At 40.6% G+C, this 21363-nt stretch carries 17 protein-coding genes; 9 read left to right on the forward strand and 8 right to left on the reverse strand.

All coding sequences use genetic code 11. The features are described 5' to 3' along the window. Positions 1 to 3: 3 nt before the first annotated feature. Positions 4 to 1851, reverse strand: a complete 1848-nt coding sequence (secD, locus tag ASU1_RS01525) for a protein translocase subunit SecD (protein ID WP_014991101.1) — start codon at positions 1849 to 1851, stop codon at positions 4 to 6. A gap of 24 nt (positions 1852 to 1875) precedes the next feature. Beyond that, entirely contained in the window at positions 1876 to 2172 is a 297-nt protein-coding gene (gene yajC / locus ASU1_RS01530) for a preprotein translocase subunit YajC (protein WP_005597904.1), read from the reverse strand. A gap of 191 nt (positions 2173 to 2363) precedes the next feature. Between yajC and ASU1_RS01535 the strand changes: the two genes are divergently transcribed. Next, entirely contained in the window at positions 2364 to 2924 is a 561-nt protein-coding gene (locus ASU1_RS01535) for a YtfJ family protein (protein ID WP_014991102.1), read from the forward strand. Between the two features lie 61 nt (positions 2925 to 2985). Here ASU1_RS01535 and ubiG read toward each other — a convergent pair whose 3' ends face one another. Then, positions 2986 to 3696 carry a bifunctional 2-polyprenyl-6-hydroxyphenol methylase/3-demethylubiquinol 3-O-methyltransferase UbiG gene (gene ubiG / locus ASU1_RS01540; RefSeq protein ID WP_014991103.1) on the reverse strand — a complete coding sequence of 237 codons (711 nt, stop codon included), beginning with the start codon at positions 3694 to 3696 and terminating at the stop codon, positions 2986 to 2988. 194 nt (positions 3697 to 3890) lie between these two features. On the opposite strand from ubiG, the gene gyrA reads away from it, so the two are divergent. The 3 genes from gyrA to ASU1_RS01555 all read left to right on the forward strand — a co-directional run bounded on the left by gyrA (position 3891) and on the right by ASU1_RS01555 (position 9580). Then, a complete protein-coding gene (gyrA, locus tag ASU1_RS01545; RefSeq protein ID WP_014991104.1) occupies positions 3891 to 6581 on the forward strand; it encodes a DNA topoisomerase (ATP-hydrolyzing) subunit A in 2691 nt (896 codons plus the stop codon). Positions 6582 to 6684: 103 nt separating this feature from the next. Further along, positions 6685 to 7524 (forward strand): BRO family protein, encoded by an 840-nt coding sequence (locus ASU1_RS01550; RefSeq protein WP_014991105.1) that lies wholly within the window; start codon positions 6685 to 6687, stop codon positions 7522 to 7524. Between the two features lie 112 nt (positions 7525 to 7636). Continuing rightward, positions 7637 to 9580 carry an ABC transporter ATP-binding protein gene (locus tag ASU1_RS01555; RefSeq protein WP_014991106.1) on the forward strand — a complete coding sequence of 648 codons (1944 nt, stop codon included), beginning with the start codon at positions 7637 to 7639 and terminating at the stop codon, positions 9578 to 9580. A gap of 42 nt (positions 9581 to 9622) precedes the next feature. On the opposite strand, the gene ASU1_RS01560 is transcribed toward ASU1_RS01555, so the two are convergent. Continuing rightward, positions 9623 to 10474, reverse strand: coding sequence for a hypothetical protein (locus tag ASU1_RS01560; protein ID WP_014991107.1), 852 nt, complete (start codon positions 10472 to 10474; stop codon positions 9623 to 9625). Positions 10475 to 10511: 37 nt separating this feature from the next. On the opposite strand from ASU1_RS01560, the gene tcdA reads away from it, so the two are divergent. Next, a complete protein-coding gene (gene tcdA / locus ASU1_RS01565; RefSeq protein ID WP_014991108.1) occupies positions 10512 to 11276 on the forward strand; it encodes a tRNA cyclic N6-threonylcarbamoyladenosine(37) synthase TcdA in 765 nt (254 codons plus the stop codon). A 139-nt stretch (positions 11277 to 11415) separates the two neighbouring features. On the opposite strand, the gene adhE is transcribed toward tcdA, so the two are convergent. Continuing rightward, entirely contained in the window at positions 11416 to 14031 is a 2616-nt protein-coding gene (gene adhE, locus ASU1_RS01570; RefSeq protein ID WP_039194887.1) for a bifunctional acetaldehyde-CoA/alcohol dehydrogenase, read from the reverse strand. 267 nt (positions 14032 to 14298) lie between these two features. Between adhE and hemC the strand changes: the two genes are divergently transcribed. The 4 genes from hemC to ASU1_RS01590 are packed head-to-tail and all read left to right on the forward strand — an operon-like array spanning position 14299 to position 18632. Next, positions 14299 to 15228, forward strand: a complete 930-nt coding sequence (gene hemC, locus ASU1_RS01575; RefSeq protein ID WP_014991110.1) for a hydroxymethylbilane synthase — start codon at positions 14299 to 14301, stop codon at positions 15226 to 15228. A 1-nt stretch (position 15229) separates the two neighbouring features. Beyond that, positions 15230 to 15994 (forward strand): uroporphyrinogen-III synthase, encoded by a 765-nt coding sequence (locus tag ASU1_RS01580; RefSeq protein ID WP_014991111.1) that lies wholly within the window; start codon positions 15230 to 15232, stop codon positions 15992 to 15994. Positions 15995 to 16003: 9 nt separating this feature from the next. Next, positions 16004 to 17365, forward strand: a complete 1362-nt coding sequence (locus ASU1_RS01585) for a uroporphyrinogen-III C-methyltransferase (protein ID WP_014991112.1) — start codon at positions 16004 to 16006, stop codon at positions 17363 to 17365. A 13-nt stretch (positions 17366 to 17378) separates the two neighbouring features. Then, on the forward strand, positions 17379 to 18632 hold the full coding sequence (locus tag ASU1_RS01590; protein WP_014991113.1) for a heme biosynthesis protein HemY: 1254 nt from the start codon (positions 17379 to 17381) through the stop codon (positions 18630 to 18632). A gap of 58 nt (positions 18633 to 18690) precedes the next feature. On the opposite strand, the gene ASU1_RS01595 is transcribed toward ASU1_RS01590, so the two are convergent. The 3 genes from ASU1_RS01595 to ASU1_RS01605 all read right to left on the reverse strand — a co-directional run bounded on the left by ASU1_RS01595 (position 18691) and on the right by ASU1_RS01605 (position 21343). Next, positions 18691 to 19560 (reverse strand): DUF808 domain-containing protein, encoded by an 870-nt coding sequence (locus tag ASU1_RS01595; RefSeq protein WP_014991114.1) that lies wholly within the window; start codon positions 19558 to 19560, stop codon positions 18691 to 18693. 79 nt (positions 19561 to 19639) lie between these two features. After that, positions 19640 to 19909 carry a 30S ribosomal protein S15 gene (gene rpsO, locus ASU1_RS01600; RefSeq protein ID WP_014991115.1) on the reverse strand — a complete coding sequence of 90 codons (270 nt, stop codon included), beginning with the start codon at positions 19907 to 19909 and terminating at the stop codon, positions 19640 to 19642. Positions 19910 to 20029: 120 nt separating this feature from the next. Beyond that, the gene (locus ASU1_RS01605; protein WP_014991116.1) at positions 20030 to 21343 is read right to left on the reverse strand and encodes a cation:proton antiporter; all 1314 of its coding nucleotides are present in this window, start codon (positions 21341 to 21343) and stop codon (positions 20030 to 20032) included. Positions 21344 to 21363 lie beyond the last annotated feature (20 nt).

The raw sequence follows: 21363 nt of genomic DNA on the forward strand, positions 1-21363 counted from the left end.
ACCTTAAATCCAAAGTTTTTTCACACGTTTATTGCCGCCGTACACCCAGTTAACAAGCATACGAGTACCGGTAATTGCGGTGAACATTGAAATCATTACCCCAAGTGCAAGGGTAATTGCGAAGCCTTTTACCGGGCCTGTACCCACTGCATATAACACTAAAGAGGTTAAAATCGTGGTTAAGTTTGAGTCGAAAATCGAAGTGAAGGCTCCATTGTAACCTTCGTGAATTGCCTGTTGAACTGAACGCCCGTTACGCAATTCTTCTTTAATACGCTCGTAAATTAACACGTTAGCATCCACCGACATACCTACCGCAAGTACGATACCGGCGATCCCCGGCATGGTGAGTGTTGCGCCAATTAATGACATTAAGCCGATGGTTAATACCATATTTACTGTAAGCGCCGCTGCGGCAAAAAGCCCGAACACTTTATAGTAAATTAAACAGAATGCGATGGTTAAGATTAAGCCATACATACCGGCTTCCATCCCTTTTGCAACGTTATCCGCACCTAATGAAGCACCGATAGTACGTTCTTCTACGATGACAATCGGCGCAATTAACGCACCTGAACGTAAAAGAACCGCAAGGTTTTGTGCTTCTGCCGGTGAGTTAATACCGGTAATTTGGAATTGGCTGCCAAGACGTGAATTAATGGTTGCCACATTAATCACTTCTTCATGTTTTTCTAAGATTACTTTACCTTTTGCATCTTTACGACCAGAGTCTTTAAACTCGCTGTAAAGGGTTGCCATCGGTTTGCCTACTGCACTTTTGGTAATTTCCGCCATCATATGGCCGCCTTCCGCATCAAGGTTAATGCTTACTTGCGGTAAACCACGTTCATCTTTACCTGATGTCGCATCGATAATATGTTCACCGCCTAAAGACGGTTTACGACGTAATACAACAGCGCCGCCATCACGGCTGAATTTTAATTCTGAGTCGGCAGGTACAATACCTCGAGCAGCAGATTCAGGGCTTGCCTCGGCGTTCACTAAGCGAAACTCAAGCGTTGCAGTTGCACCAAGAAGTTCTTTAGCACGAGCAGTATCTTGTACACCCGGCAATTCAACTACGATACGGTCTGCACCTTGACGTTGAATAGTTGGCTCAGAAACACCTAATTCTTCCACACGTTTACGTAAGATCGATAAGTTTTGTTCGATTGCTGTATCGCGAGAAGCAGATAAGCCTTCTGCGGAAGGTGCAAATGATACGGTAGTCGTATCAATAAATGAGGCTTCGAGCGAAGTATGCTGACGGCGTACAAAACGAGCTGCTTTTTCAGCCGTATCCGCATCGGCAAATTCAATTACAGTTGCAAAATTTTCGCCTTTTTTAACCGCTTTATACTGTAATTTTTCTTTACGTAATTCGCTGCGTAAGCTGTCTTGTAAACTCTCTTGTTGTTTTGTTAACGCCGTATTCATATCCACTTCCATTAGGAAGCGCACACCGCCACGTAGGTCTAAGCCTCGTTTCATCGGGCTACCGCCGATATCGGTTAACCAACTTGGTGTTGCCGGCGCAAGGTTTAGTGCAACAGAGAATTTGTCACCTAAGACATCAGAAATTTTTTCTTTGGCAGGTAATTGTTGTTCATCATTTTCAAGTCGAACTAAAATCGAGCCGTTCTCAAGAACGGCTGATTTCGGTGTGATATTCATTGATGACAATGTTCCCTGAACTTGAGCGAGCGTTTCGCTCGTGGCTTCTTGACCTCGCGTACCTGAAATTTGTACTGAGGGGTCTTCGCCGTATAAATTTGGAAGAGCGTATAAACCACCGATGAGTATCACGATGATAACCATCAGGTTCTTCCATAATGGGAAACGATTTAACACAATAAATCCCCTAAGATAGGAAAATTAAGAAAGGGCTTTCATTTGACCTTTTGGTAATACCGCAACAACATAGTTACGAGAAATCACCACTTCAGTTGTATCGTTTAATGCGATAACGATGTTTTCGTTTTCCGCACTTACTTTAGTGATACGACCGATTAAGCCGCCGTTTGTTAATACTTCATCACCTTTTGCAAGGTTAGAAAGTAAATCACGTTGTTGTTTTTGGCGTTTCGCTTGTGGGCGATAAATCATAAAGTAAAAAATAAGACCGAATACCGCTAAAATTACGATCATTTCTAATCCGCCGCCTTGTTGCATAAAAGCTCCTTAAATCAATAGGTTAGTGTTTAAAAGATAAATTTCCCATATAAATGGGAAATTTGGTGGTTAAAATAGCATAAAATCAAGTATTTAACGAGAGGAAAATGTTAGTGCCAAGATTTTCTTTTTACAGTAAGATTCGAATATTGCGTTAAATTTCATAAAATTCAACTCACAAAGGAAAAATAATGAAAAATTCTCTTAAATTGGCTGCACTTTCTTCACTTTTATTCGCGAATATCGCTTTTGCGCATAATGTACAGTTAAATGCGGCATTGCCAAATGTTACCGTTGCAAAAGACGGTGAATTAACGCTGAATGGTAACAAAGTAAGTTATAAAAATTGGCAGTCATCAAGCTTAGACGGTAAAGTGCGAGTAGTTCATCACTTTGCCGGCAGAAGTAGCGTAAAAGACAAAAATAAAGCGTTGATTGAAGCCATTAAAGCGGCAGGTTTTGATCGTACTAAATATCAAACCGTCACCATTGTGAATGCGGATGATGCGATTGTCGGCACTGGTGTGTTTGTAAAAAATAGCGTTGAAGACGGTAAAATTGAAAATCCGCACAGCCAAGTGGTATTAGACCAAAACGGTAGTGTGAAAAATGCGTGGGGTTTAAAAGCGAAAGAAAGTTTTATCGCAGTATTAGATAAAACGGGTAAAGTACAATTTGTTTCGGAAGGTAAATTATCTCCAACACAAATTAAGCAAGTGATTGATTTAGTTAAACAATTAACTACCAAATAAAAAACTAAGGGCGTTATAGAACGCCCTTTTTTGTTGCAGAAAATTATGGAAATTTGACCGCTTATTTGGCGGTTAAGAACGCAATATAATTGCAGCTTACATCATTATTTAGCCAAAACTTTTCGGTTAAAGGATTAAAATGATAGCCTTTCATTTCTTGGCAGTGAAGTTCTGCTTGATCGCACCAATTCAATAATTCTGCCGGTTTGATAAATTTTTCAAATTCATGCGTACCTTTCGGCAACATTTTTAAGACATATTCTGCCCCAATAATGACTAGCATATAAGCCTTAAACGTGCGGTTAATTGTGGAGAAAAACAGTACGCCGTTCGGTTTAAGCAATGCTTTACAACTCTGAATAATAGAAAGCGGATCAGGCACGTGTTCCAACATTTCCATACAAGTAATCACATCGAATTTCTCGGCATGACAAGCGGTCTGATTTTGCACAAAATCTTCAATTGTAGCTTGTCGGTAATCAATGGTTAAGCCGCTTTCTTCGGCGTGTTTACGTGCAATTTCAAGCGGTTCGGTCGTCATATCAATACCGGTAACATTGGCACCGGCTTTTGCCATCGCTTCACTTAAAATGCCTCCGCCACAGCCGACATCCAACACTTTTTTACCGAATAAACCGTTTGATTTTTGTTGAATATAGTCTAAGCGTAATGGATTGAGCAGGTGAATCGGTTTAAAACTACCGTTCGGATCCCACCAAGTGGCTGCCATTTTTTCAAATTTATCAAGTTCTTGTTGGTCAATATTACGCATTACGGCCTCTGGAAAGATAGATAGAAAAGTCAAATTGCAAAATAAATGGCAAATTTGACCGCTTCCTTACATTTTCAGCTTTCAATTTTCAACTTTCAACTGTTTTTTTATGCTATAATCGTGTGAATTTTTCGCCCTCTACTTTCCAAGTAGTTTGGGGCAATCTTTTTTATAAACGTGATTAGGAAATTTCAATGAGCGAATTAGCCAAAGATATTACCCCCGTCAGTATCGAAGACGAGTTAAAAACGTCTTATCTCGACTATGCGATGTCTGTTATTGTCGGACGTGCGCTACCCGATGTGCGTGATGGTTTAAAACCGGTGCACCGCCGAGTGTTATTCTCAATGGATCAAAACAGCAATACGTTTAACCGCCCGCATGTAAAATCTGCACGTGTGGTGGGTGACGTTATCGGTAAATATCACCCGCACGGTGACTCTGCTGTGTATGACACCATTGTACGTATGGCACAGCCGTTCTCACTTCGTTATATGTTGGTTGACGGTCAAGGTAACTTTGGTTCGATTGACGGCGATGCGCCGGCGGCGATGCGTTATACCGAAGTGCGTATGCAAAAAATTACGCAGGAATTATTAACGGACTTAGATAAAGAAACCGTGGATTACTCGCCGAACTATGACGGCAAAGAGATGATTCCTGATGTATTACCGACCAAAATCCCTGCGTTATTGGTAAACGGTTCATCTGGTATTGCGGTTGGTATGGCAACCAATATTCCGCCGCACAACTTAAATGAAGTGTTGGACGGTTGTTTAGCCTATATTGAAAACGAGCAAATCAGCATTGAAGAATTAATGCGTTTTATCCCAGGTCCGGATTTCCCGACAGGGGCGATTATTAACGGTCGTAAAGGGATTGAAGAAGCGTATCGTACCGGTCGTGGTAAAGTTTATGTGCGTGCTAAAGCAAGCGTAGAAACCACGGAAAAAGGTCGTGAGCAAATTGTAGTGACCGAGCTTCCGTACCAAGTAAACAAAGCGAAGTTGATCGAGAAAATTGCCGAGTTAGTGAAAGATAAGAAAATCGAAGGCATTAGCGGTATTCAAGATCACTCGGACAAAAAAGGTATCTCAATCGTTATCGAAGTAAAACGTGATGCAGTGGGTGAAGTGGTGTTAAATCACCTTTACTCATTAACTCAAATGCAAGTAACGTTTGGTATCAATATGGTTGCGCTTGATCACGGTCAGCCGAAAGTATTGAACCTAAAACAAATTATCGAAGCATTCGTGAAACACCGCCGTGAGGTGGTGACACGCCGTACCATTTTTGAATTGCGCAAAGCACGTGAGCGTGCGCATATCTTAGAAGGTTTGGCGATTGCGTTAGCGAATATCGATCCTGTTATCGAATTAATCCGTAACTCAAAAACAGCGGATGAAGCGCGTGAAGGTTTATTAGCGCGTGCGTGGGCATTGGGTAATGTTGCACCAATGTTAGAAGCTGCCGGCGTAGATGCGTCACGTCCGGAAGATTTACCGGAAAACTTAGGCGTACGTGACGGTCAATACTATCTTTCTGAAGCGCAAGCACGTGCGATTTTAGAATTACGTTTACACCGTTTAACCGGCTTAGAACATGAAAAAATTGTGGATGAATACAAAGAATTGCTCACCGAAATCGGCGAATTATTACGTATTCTAAGCAGCGCAGAACGCTTAATGGAAGTGATTCGTGAAGAATTAGAAAAAGTGAAAGCAGAATTCGGTGACGAACGTCGTACCGAAATTACAGCGGCTTCGGGCGATATCAATATGGAAGATTTAATCGCTCAGGAAGACGTAGTAGTCACACTTTCTCACGCAGGCTACGTGAAATATCAACCGCTTTCCGACTACGAAGCGCAGCGTCGTGGCGGTAAAGGTAAATCTGCGACTAAGATGAAAGAAGACGATTTCATCGAGAAATTATTAGTGGCGAATACCCACGATACGATTTTATGTTTCTCAAGCCGTGGTCGTTTATATCAATTAAAAGTGTATCAATTACCGCAAGCAAGTCGTGGCGCACGTGGCACACCAATCGTGAACATTCTGCCGTTAGTGAAAGAAGAAAACGAGCGTATCACTGCGATTTTACCGATTCCGAACGGTGAGTTTAGTGCGGATAAATTCATCTTTATGGCAACCGCAAGCGGTGTAGTGAAGAAAGTAAGTTTAGATGCGTTCAGCAACGTGCGTTCAAGCGGTCTAATTGCATTAAAACTTCGCGAAGGCGATGAGTTAATCGGCGTTGATATTACCGATGGCGAGAGCGAGATTATGTTGTTCTCGGCGCAAGGTCGAGTGGTACGTTTCGCAGAAAAAGCCGTGCGTGCGATGGGACGTACCGCAACAGGTGTTCGAGGCATTAAACTTGCTACGACAGAAATTTCAAGTGAAGAAATTGAAGATGCGGAAATCGTAGAAATTGAAAACGAGGAAGCGGATGAGTCTTCAGTAAGTCTTGATACCGACCGTGTGGTATCGCTTGTGATTCCACGTACGGAAGGCGATATTCTAACGGTAACGCAAAACGGTTTCGGTAAACGTACCGTGATTGGCGAATATCCGGTTAAATCTCGTGCAACCAAAGGTGTAGTTTCTATCAAAGTGAATGAGCGTAATGGTAAAGTAGTTGCGGCAGTTCAAGTTGAAGAAGCGGATCAAATTATGTTGATTACCGATGCTGGAACGCTAGTTCGTACCCGAGTTGCAGAAGTCAGCCTCGTTGGTCGTAACACCCAAGGCGTCCGCATTATTCGCACCGCAGATGATGAAAGCGTAGTAAGCGTAGAACGAGTCTGTGAACCTGATGATGAAGACGAAAACAGCGAAGCGTTAGACAACGTAGAAAGCACAGAAACTTCAACAGAAGCCTAAATAAAGGGCGTAAGACCCTAAACAAGCGGTCGGATTTTGGTAAAATTTTGCAAAAATCCGACCGCTTTTGATTATAAAAACATAAAGAAAAAAGGAGACAGTAATGAACGAGCTTAAACTTTTTGAAAATAGCCAAATTCGTTCAGTATGGGACGAAGAGCAAGAAGAATGGTTTTTTAGTATTGTGGATATTGTGGCGGCATTAACGGGCAGTAGTAATCCACGTCGTTATTGGAGTGATCTAAAACGAAAAATTACTGAAGATGAAGGTGGAATTGAGTTGTACGAAAAAATCGTACAACTGAAAATGCAATCATCAGATAACAAGTTTTATCGTACAGATGCTTCTGATATGTCAGGTATTTTCCGTATAATCCAATCTATTCCAAGCCCTAAAGCTGAACCATTCAAACTGTGGTTAGCTCAAGTTGGAAAAGAGCGAATTGATGAAATTATTGATCCTGAATTAACTATCGACCGTGCGCTACAAACCTACTTGCAAAAGGGTTACAGTAAAGAGTGGATTAATCAGCGTTTACAAGCAATCCAAGTACGTAAAGAATTAACTGATGAATGGCAATCTCATGGCGTTCAGCACGGTGCGGAATATGCTATTTTGACTAATGAGATTAGCCGTGCCTGGAGTGGAATGAGTACCAAAGAGTACAAAACATTCAAAGGGTTAAAAAAAGAAAATTTACGAGATAATATGACAACGCTTGAGTTGGTGTTAAATATGTTAGCGGAAGCGACAACAACGGAGCTGACTCGTCAAACTAATCCGCAAGGTTTGGAAGAAAATAAGGCGGTTGCGAAGCGTGGCGGAACGGTTGCAGGTAATGCAAGAAAAGAGATTGAAGCACAAACGGGTAAACCGGTTATTAGCAAGCAAAATGCGATTGATTTTGCTAAGTTAATTGAAGATGTAACAAAAAATAAATAAGAGAACGAAATATTTTGCGCTAAGCGGAAAGCATCAAATTTAAAGATTTTTTATAATTTGGTATTTATCAGTTTGATAGATACCAACACAAATATAAGTATCGAGAAATAATATGGCACTACTAAATTTATCCAATGCCTATTTAGGTTTTGGCGATCATCCGTTATTGGATCATACGGAATTACATATTGAACCGGGCGAGCGTGTTTGTTTGGTTGGACGCAACGGGGCGGGAAAATCCACGCTGATGAAAGTTTTGGCGGGCGAAGTTCAGTTGGATGACGGTAAACTGATTTTTGAAAAAGATATTGTGGTGACACGCCTTGAGCAAGATCCGCCTCGTCATATCCAAGATACGGTATTTGATTATGTAGCGGAAGGCATTGCGCATCTTAGCGACTTATTAAAGCAATATCACCACATTTCGCAACAAATGCAGACTGATTATAGCGATGAGCTATTAGCCAAATTATCGAATGTACAGGCTCAACTTGAGCATAACAACGGTTGGCAGTTTGAGAATCGTATCCAAGATACTCTTAAATTATTAGAGCTAGATCCAGATAAACGTTTATGCGAATTATCGGGCGGTTGGGTTCGCCGTGCGGCATTAGCTCGTGCATTGGTTGCGGATCCGGATATTCTGTTATTAGATGAACCGACCAACCATTTGGATGTGGAAGCAATTACTTGGCTTGAGGATTTATTGCTCAATTTCAAAGGCTCGATCATCTTTATTTCGCACGACCGTTCGTTTATTCGTAAGATGGCGACTCGCATTGTCGATCTTGACCGAGGTAAGCTAGTTTCTTATCCAAGTAATTACGATGTGTATTTAGAAACTAAAGCGGAAGATTTGCGTGTTGAAGCATTACAAAATGAACTTTTTGACAAAAAACTTGCGCAAGAAGAAGTGTGGATTCGTCAAGGTATCAAAGCTCGCCGTACCCGTAATGAAGGGCGTGTGCGAGCATTAAAAGCCTTACGTGAAGAACGCCGTAATCGCCGAGAAGTACAGGGTACGGCTAAAATTCAAATCGATCAAACCGCACGTTCCGGCAAAATCGTCTTCGAAGTAGAAAATGCAAGTTATGAAATTGAAGGTAAAACTTTACTGAAAAATTTCACAACTACCATTCAGCGAGGCGATAAGATTGCGTTAGTTGGGGCGAACGGCTGCGGTAAAACCACCTTTATCAAATTATTATTAGGTGAGTTGCAACCGACTTCAGGCTCAATTCGTTGCGGTACGAAACTGGAAGTGGCTTACTTCGACCAATATCGTGCCGAACTTGATCTTGAAAAAACGGTAATGGATAACGTGGCGGATGGCAAACAAGACGTAGAAGTAAACGGGGTAAAACGCCACGTGTTAGGTTATCTACAAGATTTCTTGTTTCCACCAAAACGTGCGATGACTCCGGTAAAAGCCTTGTCGGGCGGTGAGCGTAACCGTTTATTACTGGCTAAATTATTGCTTAAACCGAATAACTTATTGATTCTGGATGAGCCGACCAATGACTTGGACGTTGAAACTCTTGAGTTATTGGAAGAGTTATTGGCGGATTATCAAGGTACATTGCTGATTGTGAGCCACGACCGTCAATTTATCGACAATACCGTAACGGAATGTTATTTCTTTGAAGGTAATGGCGTTCTGAATAAGTATGTAGGCGGTTATTTTGATGCGAAACAGCAACAAGAAAACTACCACGCCACACTTGCACAGAACCAGCCAAACAAGCGGTCAAATTCTGCAGAAAATTTGCAAAAAACAGAAGAAAAACAACCGCTTGTAACGAAGTCGGAACCGGCGAAAAAAGTAAAACTCTCGTATAAAGATCAAAGAGAATTAGATGAATTACCGGCAAAAATGGAAGCCTTAGAGGCAGAAATGGAAAGTTTGCAGGCAGAAGTAAATAGTGCGGACTTTTTCAGTAAAGATCCAAGCTATACGCAAGCACAATTACAAAAACTGGCGGATGCGGAAATGGCGTTAGAAGCCTCTTTTGAGCGTTGGGAAGCGTTAGAAAATATTCGTAACGGTAATATTTAGTAATTAATTTCTTGTTTAATTTTTTGATTAAACGAGAAAATCTTATAGCATCGCTTTGAGGATATTAAACAGCTTTTGTTTATCTCGAGTTGAAAAAAGATCGTGGGCAGAACCGGGGTAAAGCATAACGCCGATTTCTTGGTATTTCTGCCAATCTAAGCGGTCAAATTCCACTAAATCTTCGCGATTACCGCTGGATAAAAACAGATGTAACTGATTACGGAAGCCTTGCTGTTTTTGCTGTAATAGCGCTAAGTCGGTTAGTTCAAACTGTGCAAGTTGATAACGTTCATTGAGTGCTTCTCGATAAGCGCTCATATGAATTTTATCGAAGACTTTTGTCTGTGGAGAAAATGCAAAGGTTTGATCGGCAAATAAGTAATGCCCAAATAAAATCGCGGCATAGCCTCCGGCGGAGCAGCCGGCAGTCATTATTTTTGTCGGTTGTAACGCTGAAATAAGTTGCATCAAATAAGCAAGATAGTATTCAAAGTGTAGCAAATACCACGCCTGAAAATTATCTTTCACACAGATATAGTTATATTCAGGGTGTTGTGCAATAAAAGAAGAAAAGGAAAAATCTAGCGCTGTTTGATTCAGCTGATTTAGATTAGTTAACTGTGGATCTTGAAGATAATAGTTTTCAATGTGCTGAAAATAGAAGCCTTGAAAAAAGACAATAAGCGGTGCGTTTTCTTGATTTTTTACCACTTTAAAAGAATGCTCAAATGAAAACTCAGGTTTTTCCGGGCGGTTTAATTGCTTATTTAATAGTTCAAGTAAAGCATATTCATCATAATGCGCTTGCTGTGTAAGATCGGGAGAAAGTGGGATAAAAGATGATGATTGCTGGATATATTGCATATAGCGTTGATATTTTTCAGCATTTAACATAGGAAAGCCTATTTAGTTGAAATTTTTTGGATAGTATATGACAAGAATTGATAATTATGAACAACGTTTTGGTGGAATTGGGCGACTTTATACGCCGGAAGGCTTAGCGAAATTACGCCAAGCGCATATTTGTGTGATTGGGATTGGCGGTGTTGGTTCGTGGGCGGTGGAAGCGCTTGCTCGTTCTGGAATTGGCAAAATCACTATGATTGATATGGACGATATTTGCGTGACTAATATCAACCGCCAAATTCATGCGATGACCGGTACGGTTGCTCAGTTAAAAACCGAAGTGATGAAAGAACGTATTGAGCGGATTAATCCCGAATGTGTGGTGGAAATTATTGATGATTTCATCACATCGGAGAATATCCCCGAATATCTGAATCGTGGTTATGATTATGTGATTGATGCAATTGATTCGGTGAAAACCAAAGCGGCACTCATCGCTTACTGTAAGCGTAATAAAATCAGAATGATTACTACTGGTGGCGCAGGCGGCCAGACCGATCCGACTCAGATTCAAATTACCGATTTAAGTAAAACGATTCAGGATCCGCTCGCCTCAAAAGTGCGTTCGTTATTGCGTAAGGAATACAATTTTAGTCAAAACCCAAAACGTAAGTTTGGCATTGACTGCGTATTCTCAACGCAACCGCTCATTTTCCCGAAAATGGGAGAGGGCTGTGAAGTATCGGCAACAATGAACTGTGCCAACGGTTTTGGTGCGGTAACAATGGTTACGGCAACCTTCGGCTTTTTTGCGGTAAGTCGAGTGATTGATAAGCTGCTAAAGGCTTAGTGACAAGCGGTTAAATTTCGCTGAAAATTTGCAAAAAATAGCTGAAATTTGACCGCTTGTTTTAAGCAAAAGAAAAGGGCTAACTTTTGTTAGCCCTTCGTTCATTTATCAATCAATCATAATAAGGAATTTGGTGAACTTATTTACCGTAGTAAGCTTTAGTCATTAGCTCTTCCATATCTTCTACCATTGCAAGACGTGGGTTTGCTGGAGTACATTGGTCTTCAAAGGCATTTAATGCAAGCTCACGACGTGCTGCTAAGAACTCTTGTTCATCAATACCTTGCTCACGTAAAGACATTTTCACGCCACAACGTACCGCTAAGTCGTGTACGGCTTTTGCATAGGATTCCACCGCTTCTTCCGGAGTTGCTGCTGGTAAACCTAAAATACGTGCAATGTCTTGGAAGCGTTTATCCGCAACATAGTTTGTGTATTTCGGCCAAGTTGCCACTTTCGTTGGGCGAGTACCGTTATAACGAATCACGTGTGGCAATAAAATCGCATTGGTACGACCATGAATCGTGTGGAATTTACCACCGATTTTGTGCGCCATTGAGTGACAAATACCTAAGAATGCATTCGCAAATGCCATACCTGCCATGGTTGAGGCGTTGTGCATTTTTTCACGAGCGACTTCATCAAATTCTTTCACGGATTTTTCTAAGTTTTCAAATACCAGTTTAATTGCTTGTAACGCTAAACCGTCGGTGTAGTCGTTGGCAAGAATTGAAGTATAAGCTTCTGTTGCGTGAGTTAATACGTCTAAACCTGTATCTGCTGCAACGTGAGCCGGTACTGACATTACTAATGCAGGGTCAACAATTGCAACGGTTGGGGTTAATGAGTAGTCTGCTAAAGGATATTTAATATCGCCGTCAGTAATTACTGCAAACGGTGTTACTTCAGAACCTGTACCAGATGTGGTTGGAATACCGACAAATTTTGCTTTACGACCTAATTGTGGGAATTTGAACGCACGTTTACGGATATCCATAAATTTTTGGACTAAATCACGGAAATCCACTTCCGGTTGTTCATAGAATAACCACATTACTTTTGCCGCATCCATTGGTGAACCGCCACCTAATGCAATAATAGTATCCGGTTGGAAGCTGCGCATTAGCTCTGTACCACGTTGTACGGTTTGTAAACTTGGGTTTGGTTCAACATCGGTAAATAGCTGAATCATCACTTTATTACGACGTTGACGTAACTGATCAGTAATTCTATCTACAAAGCCAAGATCTACCATTGAGCGGTCGGTGACGATCATCACTTTTTCAGCATTTTTCATTGATTTGAGATATTGGATTGAATCGCGCTCAAAGTAGATTTTTGATGGAACTTTAAACCATTGCATATTGTTTCTCCGTCTGCCCACACGTTTAATATTAATTAAGTTCACTGCACTTACGTTGTTACTTACAGAGTTTTTACCGTAAGAGCCACAACCTAATGTGAGGGACGGTAGGAATGAGTTATATACATCGCCGATACCACCGAATGTTGACGGTGAGTTCCAAATCACACGAATTGCTTTAACACGTTCACCGAATGTTCTAGCTAATTCGGCATTTTGTGTGTGAATTGCCGCTGAGTGCCCTAAACCATGGAAATTCACCATCGCTTCAGAAAGCTCTAAACCATGTTCGGTTGAGTTTGATTTTAATAATGCAAGTACTGGTGATAATTTTTCACGAGTAAGCGGCTCACCTTCTCCAACAAAAGCGCATTCTGCAAGTAGGATATTCGTTTTTGGTGGCACGCTGAAGCCTGCTTGTTCGGCAATCCATGCAGCCGGTTTACCTACTACCGCCGCATTTAGTTTTGCACCGGCACAGTTTTCATCTTTTGCTTTATCCACACCGAAAATGAATTTTTCTAATAGTGCTTTTTCTTTTTTATTTACGAGATATACGCCGTAAGATTGCATTTCTTTAACGAAATCGGCATAAATTTCTTTATCGACAATTGCTGCTTGTTCAGATGCACAAATCATACCGTTGTCAAAAGATTTTGACATTACAATGTCATAAACGGCTTGTTCTAATTTTGCTGTTTTTTCAACATAAGCCGGTACGTTACCTGCCCCTACGCCTAATGCTGGTTTACCGCAAGAATATGCCGCTTCAACCATAGCATTACCACCTGTTGCAAGAATGGTTGCGATGCCAGGGTGTTTCATTAATGCTGAAGTACCTTCCATTGACGGGGTTTCAATCCATTGTACGCAATTTTCCGGTGCGCCGGCAGCAACTGCTGCATCACGAACAATTTGCGCTGCATGAGCTGAAGATTTTTGTGCAGAAGGGTGGAAAGCAAAAACGATTGGGTTACGAGTTTTAAGAGCGATTAACGCTTTGAAAATGGTTGTTGAGGTTGGGTTAGTTGTTGGCGTGATACCACATACAACACCGACAGGATCAGCAATTTCGGTAATACCGGTTACATCATCTTCACTAATTACGCCGGCTGTTTTTAAATGACGCATATTATTGACGACATATTCACAGGCAAATAAGTTTTTAGTTGCTTTATCCTCAAATACACCTCGACCTGTTTCTTCATAAGCATGCATTGCGAGTATGCCATGTTTATCCAGTGCCGCCACAGAGGCTTTCGCTACGATATAATCCACTTGTTCTTGGTTAAGCTGACGGAATTCGTCTAATGCTTTTAAACCTTTTTCAACAAGTACATTTACTTCTGCTTGAGCGTCATATGGTTGTGCATTTTTTGCATTGTTAGCCATAGTTTGGTTCCTCTAAAGTTTCAAATTTTAAATTTTTTTAACTGATGAAATTATTGCCTAAATGTCTGTAAATTTCATTTAAAATAATAACTCTTTAGAAGTATTTTTGATTTGAATCAAAAATAAAATAGCGTGAAATTTATTGGAAACGAATAAAAAACACACCGTTAACAGTGTGTTAACTTTGCACAGAAATTTTGGAAGTTCGGGCAATTAATGGTAGGATAACACTACTTATATAAATAGAATAAAGTTGTGAAATTACCTATGAAAGATATTTTACGTATTGCAACACGCCAAAGCCCGTTAGCGCTATGGCAAGCTAATTTTGTGAAAAAGGAATTAGAAAAACGTTTTCCGGAACTCCTGGTTGAATTAGTCACCATGGTAACCAAAGGCGATATTATTTTAGATACGCCATTGGCTAAAATCGGTGGCAAGGGCTTGTTTGTTAAAGAATTAGAATTAGCGCTTTTAGAAAACCGTGCGGATATTGCGGTGCATTCGATGAAAGATGTGCCGATGACATTTCCGGAAGGTTTAGGTTTGGCGGTAATTTGTGAGCGAGAAGATCCGCGTGATGCGTTTGTTTCAAATAAATATCAAAATTTAGATGAATTGCCAGCCGGCGCTGTTGTAGGTACATCCAGTTTACGCCGCCAGTGTCAATTAATGGCAAAATATCCGCATTTGGAAGTGAAATCTTTGCGTGGTAATGTTGGAACGCGTTTATCTAAATTGGATAATGGTGAATATGATGCGATTATTTTGGCATCGGCTGGATTAATTCGCTTAGGTATGCCTGAACGTATTCGTAGCTTTATTGCGGTGGAACAATCTTTACCAGCTGCCGGACAAGGGGCGGTGGGAATTGAAACACGTGTAAATGATGAGCGAGTGTTAAATTATCTTGCAAGTTTAAATCATAATCCGACCGCTTGTTGTGTTATGGCGGAGCGAGCGATGAACACCCGTTTGCAAGGTGGATGCCAAGTGCCAATTGGTGGCTTTGCAACGCTAAATGGGAATGAAATTACCTTAAATGCGTTGGTTGGTGCACTTGACGGCTCAACTATTATTCGAGCTTCAGGCGTAGCTGATATAGAAGATGCTGAACAGCTTGGAATCTCTGTTGCCGAACAGCTTCTAGCACAAGGTGCAGATAAAATTCTCGCAGAAGTATATAAAGACGAATAATATGAATGTGTTAATTACTCGCCCCGATCATCGAGGGCAGGAATTAGTTGAGATGCTGAATCAGCATCAAATTTTTGCGATTCATCAGCCGCTATTTACAATTGAAGCAGGGACAGAACTTCCTCAGTTGCCTTCAGTTATGGCTCGGTTAAATACTGGTGATTATGTATTTGCCGTTTCTAAACAAGCAATTGATTTCGCTTCGGAAACGTTGGAACAAACAGGTTTTCATTATCGTTCTGACTTAAATTATTTTGCGGTAGGTCAGCAATCGGCACAGTATTTTTCATCTCGTAGCGAACAGCCAGTGCGTTATCCGATTATTTCGGAAAATAGTGAGGGGTTGTTGTTATTAGATGAAATGCAAGATCTCAATGGTAAGAATTTATTGATACTACGAGCGGAAACTGGGCGTGATTTACTGGCGGAAACCGCAGTTTCTCGAGGTGCGGACGTTCAATATTTGGAATGTTATCGCAGAAAATATGTCGAAGAAAACGTTGCTGAAAAAATCAGCTTGTGTAAACGTGTCGGTGTCGATACGATAGTTGTCACAAGTGGGGATATTTTAACAACTTTATATGAGCAAACAGCAGAAGAAGACCGCGTATGGTTATCAGAATGCCGTTTAATTGTTGTTAGTCAACGCATTGCAAAAATGGCATATAAATTGGGATGGGAGCAGAATAACGTGATTCTCTCTGAAAAAGCAGACAATAACAGTTTGCTGGAAACCGTATTGAATGTGATCGAAAAGTCGAACTAAGGTGGGCGTATGTCAAAAGATAAACAGGTTATTGAGCAAGTGGAAGAAACTGTGGAAACAGCTGCTTCCACAGTAGATAAAGCGGTCGATTCAGCAGAAGAATTTGCAAAAGATTCGGAAAAATTAACCGCTTCCGATACGGATAAAGAGGATGTCAAAGTGGGTTCAAAAGTGGAAGAGAAAACGGTTATTGTTCAAAAATCTGGTGGAAAAGGAATTGCTTTTCTGGCCTTATTAGTTGCAATGGCTGTAGGTGGCGCAGGCCACTATATGGCAAATAAAAAATTTAATGAGGTTGAGCAACAAATCGCCCAGCTTTCCGGAAAACCGGTAGAAGCGTTAGGTGATATTCCGACTTTTGAAGCGGAGAAGGCTCAGTTGACCGAGTTAACGGAAAATTATCAAAAAGCATTGGAGCGAATTACTCAATTGGAGCAAGAGCAGTTATCGTATAGTTCTCAAATTACGAATCTACAAACTCAACTCCAAAAAGTGAGTGGTATGCCGCAGTCGGACTCGGTTGTTTGGAAATTATCTGATGCTGATTTTCTTCTCAATAATGCTTTACGCAAGTTAGTGCTTGATAATGATATTGATACGACTAAAAGCCTTTTACAAGAAGCGGATGCTGTGTTAGCACAAGTGGCTAATGGTCAGGTTGATAACATTCGTGCCGCAATTAAGAATGATTTAGCTCAATTGGCGAATGTAAACAACGTAGATCAAAATAGCATTATGCAGCATTTGACCACTCTTGCGAATAATTTGGATGATTTACCAATGTTGGCAAATGAATCAGCGGAAGAGCCGGCTATGGCGAGTGGAGAAGTGAGTGATTCGATTCAAGATTGGCAACAAAATATTGAGAAAAGTGTTGATTCATTCTTAGATCACTTTATTCGTGTAAGTGATCGCAATACAGCGGATGAAAAAGCGTTTGTTGCACCAAATCAGGAAATTTATTTACGAGAGAATATTCGTTTACGTTTACAAATTGCGATTTTAGCCGTGCCTCGTCAACAAAATGAATTATATAAAAAATCATTAGATGCTGTGAGTACATGGATTCGTAGTTACTTTGATACGCAAAATGAAAATGTAAAAAGTTTCTTAAAAGAATTAGATGAATTAGCGGAACAATCGGTTTATGTTGATGCGCCGACTCGTTTACAAAGTTTAGAATTACTGGAACAATTATTGAATAAAGCGCCTCAAACGGTTGATAAAATCGAAATTAAAGCTGAGAAAGAGCTAACAAATCCCGCTCCGATGGAAGAACAAAAAGCTATTTCGGTAGAAGAAAAACCGGCTGAAAATAAGCAGGAACAGTCTGTAGAACAGCAACCGGCACAACAACCTGCGGCAAAATAGGAGATAATTGTCTATGTTTAGAGTTCTTTTCTTAATGCTTCTGCTTTTGGCGGGGCTAATTGCCGGTCCTTATATGGCCGGTAGCCAAGGTTATGTGCGGATTGAAACAGCAAGTAAAGTGATCGAAATGAGCTTAGTTATGCTTGTTGTCTTTTTTGTCATTGCAATGGCGGTGGTTTATACGGTGGAATGGGTGGTAAGCCGTTTCTGCCGTTTAAGTAAAGGTTCATATAATTGGTTCTTTAATCGTAAACATAAAAAAGCTCAGCAGGAAACTCTCGAAGGGTTAATGAAAATGAGCGAGGGCGATTATTCGAAAGCTGAAAAATTATTTAGCAAGAATGCGAAACACGCTGATGAGCCGGTATTAAATTTACTTAAAGCGGCTGAAGCTGCTCAGCAACGAGGCGATGATTTCAGTGCTAATAAATATTTAATTGAAGCTGGGGAATTAGCAGGTACGAATAACGTTGCCGTTGAATTAGCTCGTGCAAAAATTCTAATGCAACAAGGTAAATTGCCGGCGGCTCGTAGTGCGATTGACAGTTTAATTGAGTTAGCGCCGCGTAATACGGAAGTGTTGCGTTTAGCGATTCAAATTTACAAAGATTCAAAAGCCTATAATGCGTTGGATACGATTTTAGAAAGTATTGGTCAGCGTAGTTTCTTATCAGCAGAAGAATATACCGCATTAGAACATTTTGTTGATGACGGCCTATTAGATGAGAAAATGAATGAAGAAGGTCAAGACGGTTTATTGACGTGGTGGGAAAACCAACCGAGTCGCCGTCGTAAATCTATCTACGTGCGTATCGGTTTGATTAAACGTTTAATTGATACGGATGATCACGATTCTGCACAAGAAATTGCGCTTGAAACACTGAAAAAATATGAAGATGAGCAGCTAGTACCACTCTTCGAACAGCTTACACGCTTGCAAGTGGCGGAAGATAGTAAACTGGTTAAAGTGCTTGTGAAAAGAGCAGATAAAGCCAACGAGCAATATGCAGATGATTATGCAAGAGCATTAGGCTATATCTATACTCGTGAAGGTTTGTTTGAAAAGGCGAAAGCCTATTTTGCTCAACTAATCGAACACCGTGAATGCGTTGCAAATGACCGTATCATGGCATTGCATGTTGCAGAACAAACACATGATACTGTGTTAGCGAATAAGATTCGTGAGATTAATCTGAAGCAAGTGAGTATGGATAAGAAAGCTGATACTCAGGAAGTGACAACAGCATTAGCTGAAAAATCAGCTTAATGTATTATATAGAAAAAGCCGTTTATCGAGAGATAAGCGGCTTTTTTGTTGAGGTTAATTAGTGCTTTTTAGTAAATACTTTCATTAACGGTAAAATAATGAGGCAGCAAATTGAACCGATAATAATACCTACCACAAAATCAACGAGGCTTGCGAATTGTGCAGGAATACCTAAATGTTCGACAAAGTGATGAATTTCGGCAATATTATGTGAGAAAATGCCGCCACCAACTAAGAACATGGCAATCGTACCGATAACTGAAAGTGATTTCATAAACCACGGCATAATCACAAGTAGAGCTTTACCGATAGATTGCGATAAGCCGCTTTTCTTCTGCATTAACCATAAACCGATATCATCCAGTTTTACAATTAATCCAACCAAACCGTATACAAAAACAGTGATTCCGATCCCGATACTTGAAAGAGAAAGAATTTTGATCATCGTTGAAGATTCTTGTAATACACCTAATGCGATGATAATAATTTCTGCTGATAAGATAAAATCGGTACGCACTGCGCCTTTAATTTTATCTTTTTCTGAAATTTGTTCTTCTTCTGAAACGGTATGATATTCATCTTTTTTGTGGAGGAATTTATGTAATAACTTCTCTACACCTTCAAAACATAAGTATGCACCGCCAATCATTAAAAGCGGGAGAATTGCCTGTGGTAAATAGATAGAAAGAAGTAGCGCAAGCGGAATCAAAATAACTTTATTAATCAGTGAGCCTTTTGCCACACTCCAAACGATAGGTAATTCTCGATCCGGACTAATATTTTTCCCGCTTACTTGATTTGCGTTCAGCGCTAAATCGTCCCCGATTACGCCGGCAGTTTTCTTTGCCGCAACTTTGGTCATGACTGATACATCATCAAGCACAGCAGCAATGTCATCTAATAGTGTAAATAATGAGCTAAATGCCATTGAGATACTTTCCTTAAAAATAAAAGTTATATAAAAAAACCGAGCTAAATAGCTCGGCTCTTCTGATTTCAATTCGAAATTAGCGACGTAAACCTAAACGTGCGATAGTTTCTGAATATTTAGCAAGATCAGTACGTTTTAAGTAGTCTAATAATTTACGACGACGTGAAACCATACGTAATAAACCGCGACGACCGTGGTGATCTTTTTTGTGCGCAGCAAAGTGTGCTTGTAAGTGGTTGATTTGAGCTGTTAATAATGCGATTTGAACTTCTGATGAACCAGTGTCTTTTGCATCACGACCAAATTCAGCAACGATTTTTGCTTTTGCTTCTACGCTTAGAGACATTTTAATATCCTTTTTTGTTAAGGGTTGATAATACATCCTTCGCCGATCTCTAACTCAGCGAGGACAGGAAGCCCGAATTCTAAAGATAAAGCGGTCAAATTTCAACTAAAATTTGCAAAATTAATGCGAAGAATGACCGCTTGGTTGTAAATATTCCTCTCTGTTCGGATCGACCGTTTTAGATTTGCGAATCATAGGTTCCACGGTTGAACCTTGCACTAAAATTGAAAACATCACCACGGCATAGGTCATCACCAGAATTAAATCTTTTACATCTACTTCGCCGGCAAATGCCACTTTACTTGGAATTGCTAGCGCCATTGCTAGCGCAAGCCCACCGCGTAAACCGCCCCATGTCATAATTTTTAAAGTATAAGGGTTATAGGTACGGAATTGCTGCATCGCTTTGAACGGAATCCATAAACTGAGATAACGTGCAGCTAAGCAAACCGGAATGGCCACAATCATTAAAATAACACCGTAGATATTGAAATCAACTAATAGCAAAGCAAAACCAATTAAAAAGAACAACAGTGAGTTAAGGAAGTGGTCGATCATTTCCCAGAAGTGGTCAAGATAACGTTGGCTTTGTTCTGAGAAGCCTGAACGGCGTGTCCAGTTACCAATCATAATGCCGGAAACCACCATCGCTAATGCGCCTGATACGTGCAAAATATTACTAGCGAACATAAAGCCGGCAGTAGGAATTGTAAGGGTGATCAACATCTCCATCGAACCGTCATCGGTCGAGGAAATTAAGATGTGTGCAATAAAACCGAGCACGAAACCGAATAAAATACCGCCGATAGCTTCATGCATAAACAATCCCATAATACCGGAGAAAGTGGCTTCTTGCCCGCCGAAAGCAACAGCAAAGACTGTGACGAAAATAACCAAACCCACACCGTCATTAAATAATGATTCGCCTTCAACTTGCATAGATAAGCGCTTTGGTGCGCGTAAATTTTTGATAATTGCTAATACGGCAATCGGGTCGGTTGGTGAAATAAGCGAGCCGAAGACAACGCAATAAATAAAATCAATCGGTAAGCCGATCAGATGAGCGACACCCCAAATTAAACTGGCGATAAAGAAAGTTGAGGCGAGGGTAGAAAATAAGGCAAAGGTGGTAATTTCCCATTTTTGATCTTTTAAAATCGGCAGTTTTACCCCAAGTGATCCGGCAAAAAGCAAGAAACCAAGAATACCGTTAAGTAAAAAGCTCTTGAAGTCGATTTGTTCCATCACTTCTTTGGCAATGGTGTCGATATTAAACCAACCTAGTGAGCCTAAAACCCAAACGAGTAATGAACAAACCATAGCTGCGGCTGTAATAGCAATGGTTGATTGTACTTTTGCGCTAATTTTACTTGTAATGAATCCGAGCAAAATAGACAGCGCCGAGAGGAAGCAAATATATGCGTAAATGCCCATAGGTAATCCTGTCGATATGA

The sequence above is a fragment of the Actinobacillus suis ATCC 33415 genome, assembly GCF_000739435.1.
In the GTDB taxonomy this organism is placed as follows: domain Bacteria; phylum Pseudomonadota; class Gammaproteobacteria; order Enterobacterales; family Pasteurellaceae; genus Actinobacillus; species Actinobacillus suis.

Bases quoted from the DNA above. Each gene is read 5' to 3' on its own strand.
- adhE (WP_039194887.1), bottom strand. From the start codon at position 14,031: ATGGCTAACAATGCAAAAAATGCACAACCATATGACGCTCAAGCAGAA.
- ASU1_RS01535 (WP_014991102.1), top strand. From the start codon at position 2,364: ATGAAAAATTCTCTTAAATTGGCTGCACTTTCTTCACTTTTATTCGCG.
- hemC (WP_014991110.1), top strand. From the start codon at position 14,299: ATGAAAGATATTTTACGTATTGCAACACGCCAAAGCCCGTTAGCGCTA.
- ASU1_RS01560 (WP_014991107.1), bottom strand. From the start codon at position 10,474: ATGTTAAATGCTGAAAAATATCAACGCTATATGCAATATATCCAGCAA.
- rpsO (WP_014991115.1), bottom strand. From the start codon at position 19,909: ATGTCTCTAAGCGTAGAAGCAAAAGCAAAAATCGTTGCTGAATTTGGT.
- ASU1_RS01595 (WP_014991114.1), bottom strand. From the start codon at position 19,560: ATGGCATTTAGCTCATTATTTACACTATTAGATGACATTGCTGCTGTG.
- yajC (WP_005597904.1), bottom strand. From the start codon at position 2,172: ATGCAACAAGGCGGCGGATTAGAAATGATCGTAATTTTAGCGGTATTC.
- ASU1_RS01550 (WP_014991105.1), top strand. From the start codon at position 6,685: ATGAACGAGCTTAAACTTTTTGAAAATAGCCAAATTCGTTCAGTATGG.
- ASU1_RS01590 (WP_014991113.1), top strand. From the start codon at position 17,379: ATGTTTAGAGTTCTTTTCTTAATGCTTCTGCTTTTGGCGGGGCTAATT.
- tcdA (WP_014991108.1), top strand. From the start codon at position 10,512: ATGACAAGAATTGATAATTATGAACAACGTTTTGGTGGAATTGGGCGA.
- ubiG (WP_014991103.1), bottom strand. From the start codon at position 3,696: ATGCGTAATATTGACCAACAAGAACTTGATAAATTTGAAAAAATGGCA.
- ASU1_RS01605 (WP_014991116.1), bottom strand. From the start codon at position 21,343: ATGGGCATTTACGCATATATTTGCTTCCTCTCGGCGCTGTCTATTTTG.
- ASU1_RS01555 (WP_014991106.1), top strand. From the start codon at position 7,637: ATGGCACTACTAAATTTATCCAATGCCTATTTAGGTTTTGGCGATCAT.
- gyrA (WP_014991104.1), top strand. From the start codon at position 3,891: ATGAGCGAATTAGCCAAAGATATTACCCCCGTCAGTATCGAAGACGAG.
- ASU1_RS01585 (WP_014991112.1), top strand. From the start codon at position 16,004: ATGTCAAAAGATAAACAGGTTATTGAGCAAGTGGAAGAAACTGTGGAA.
- ASU1_RS01580 (WP_014991111.1), top strand. From the start codon at position 15,230: ATGAATGTGTTAATTACTCGCCCCGATCATCGAGGGCAGGAATTAGTT.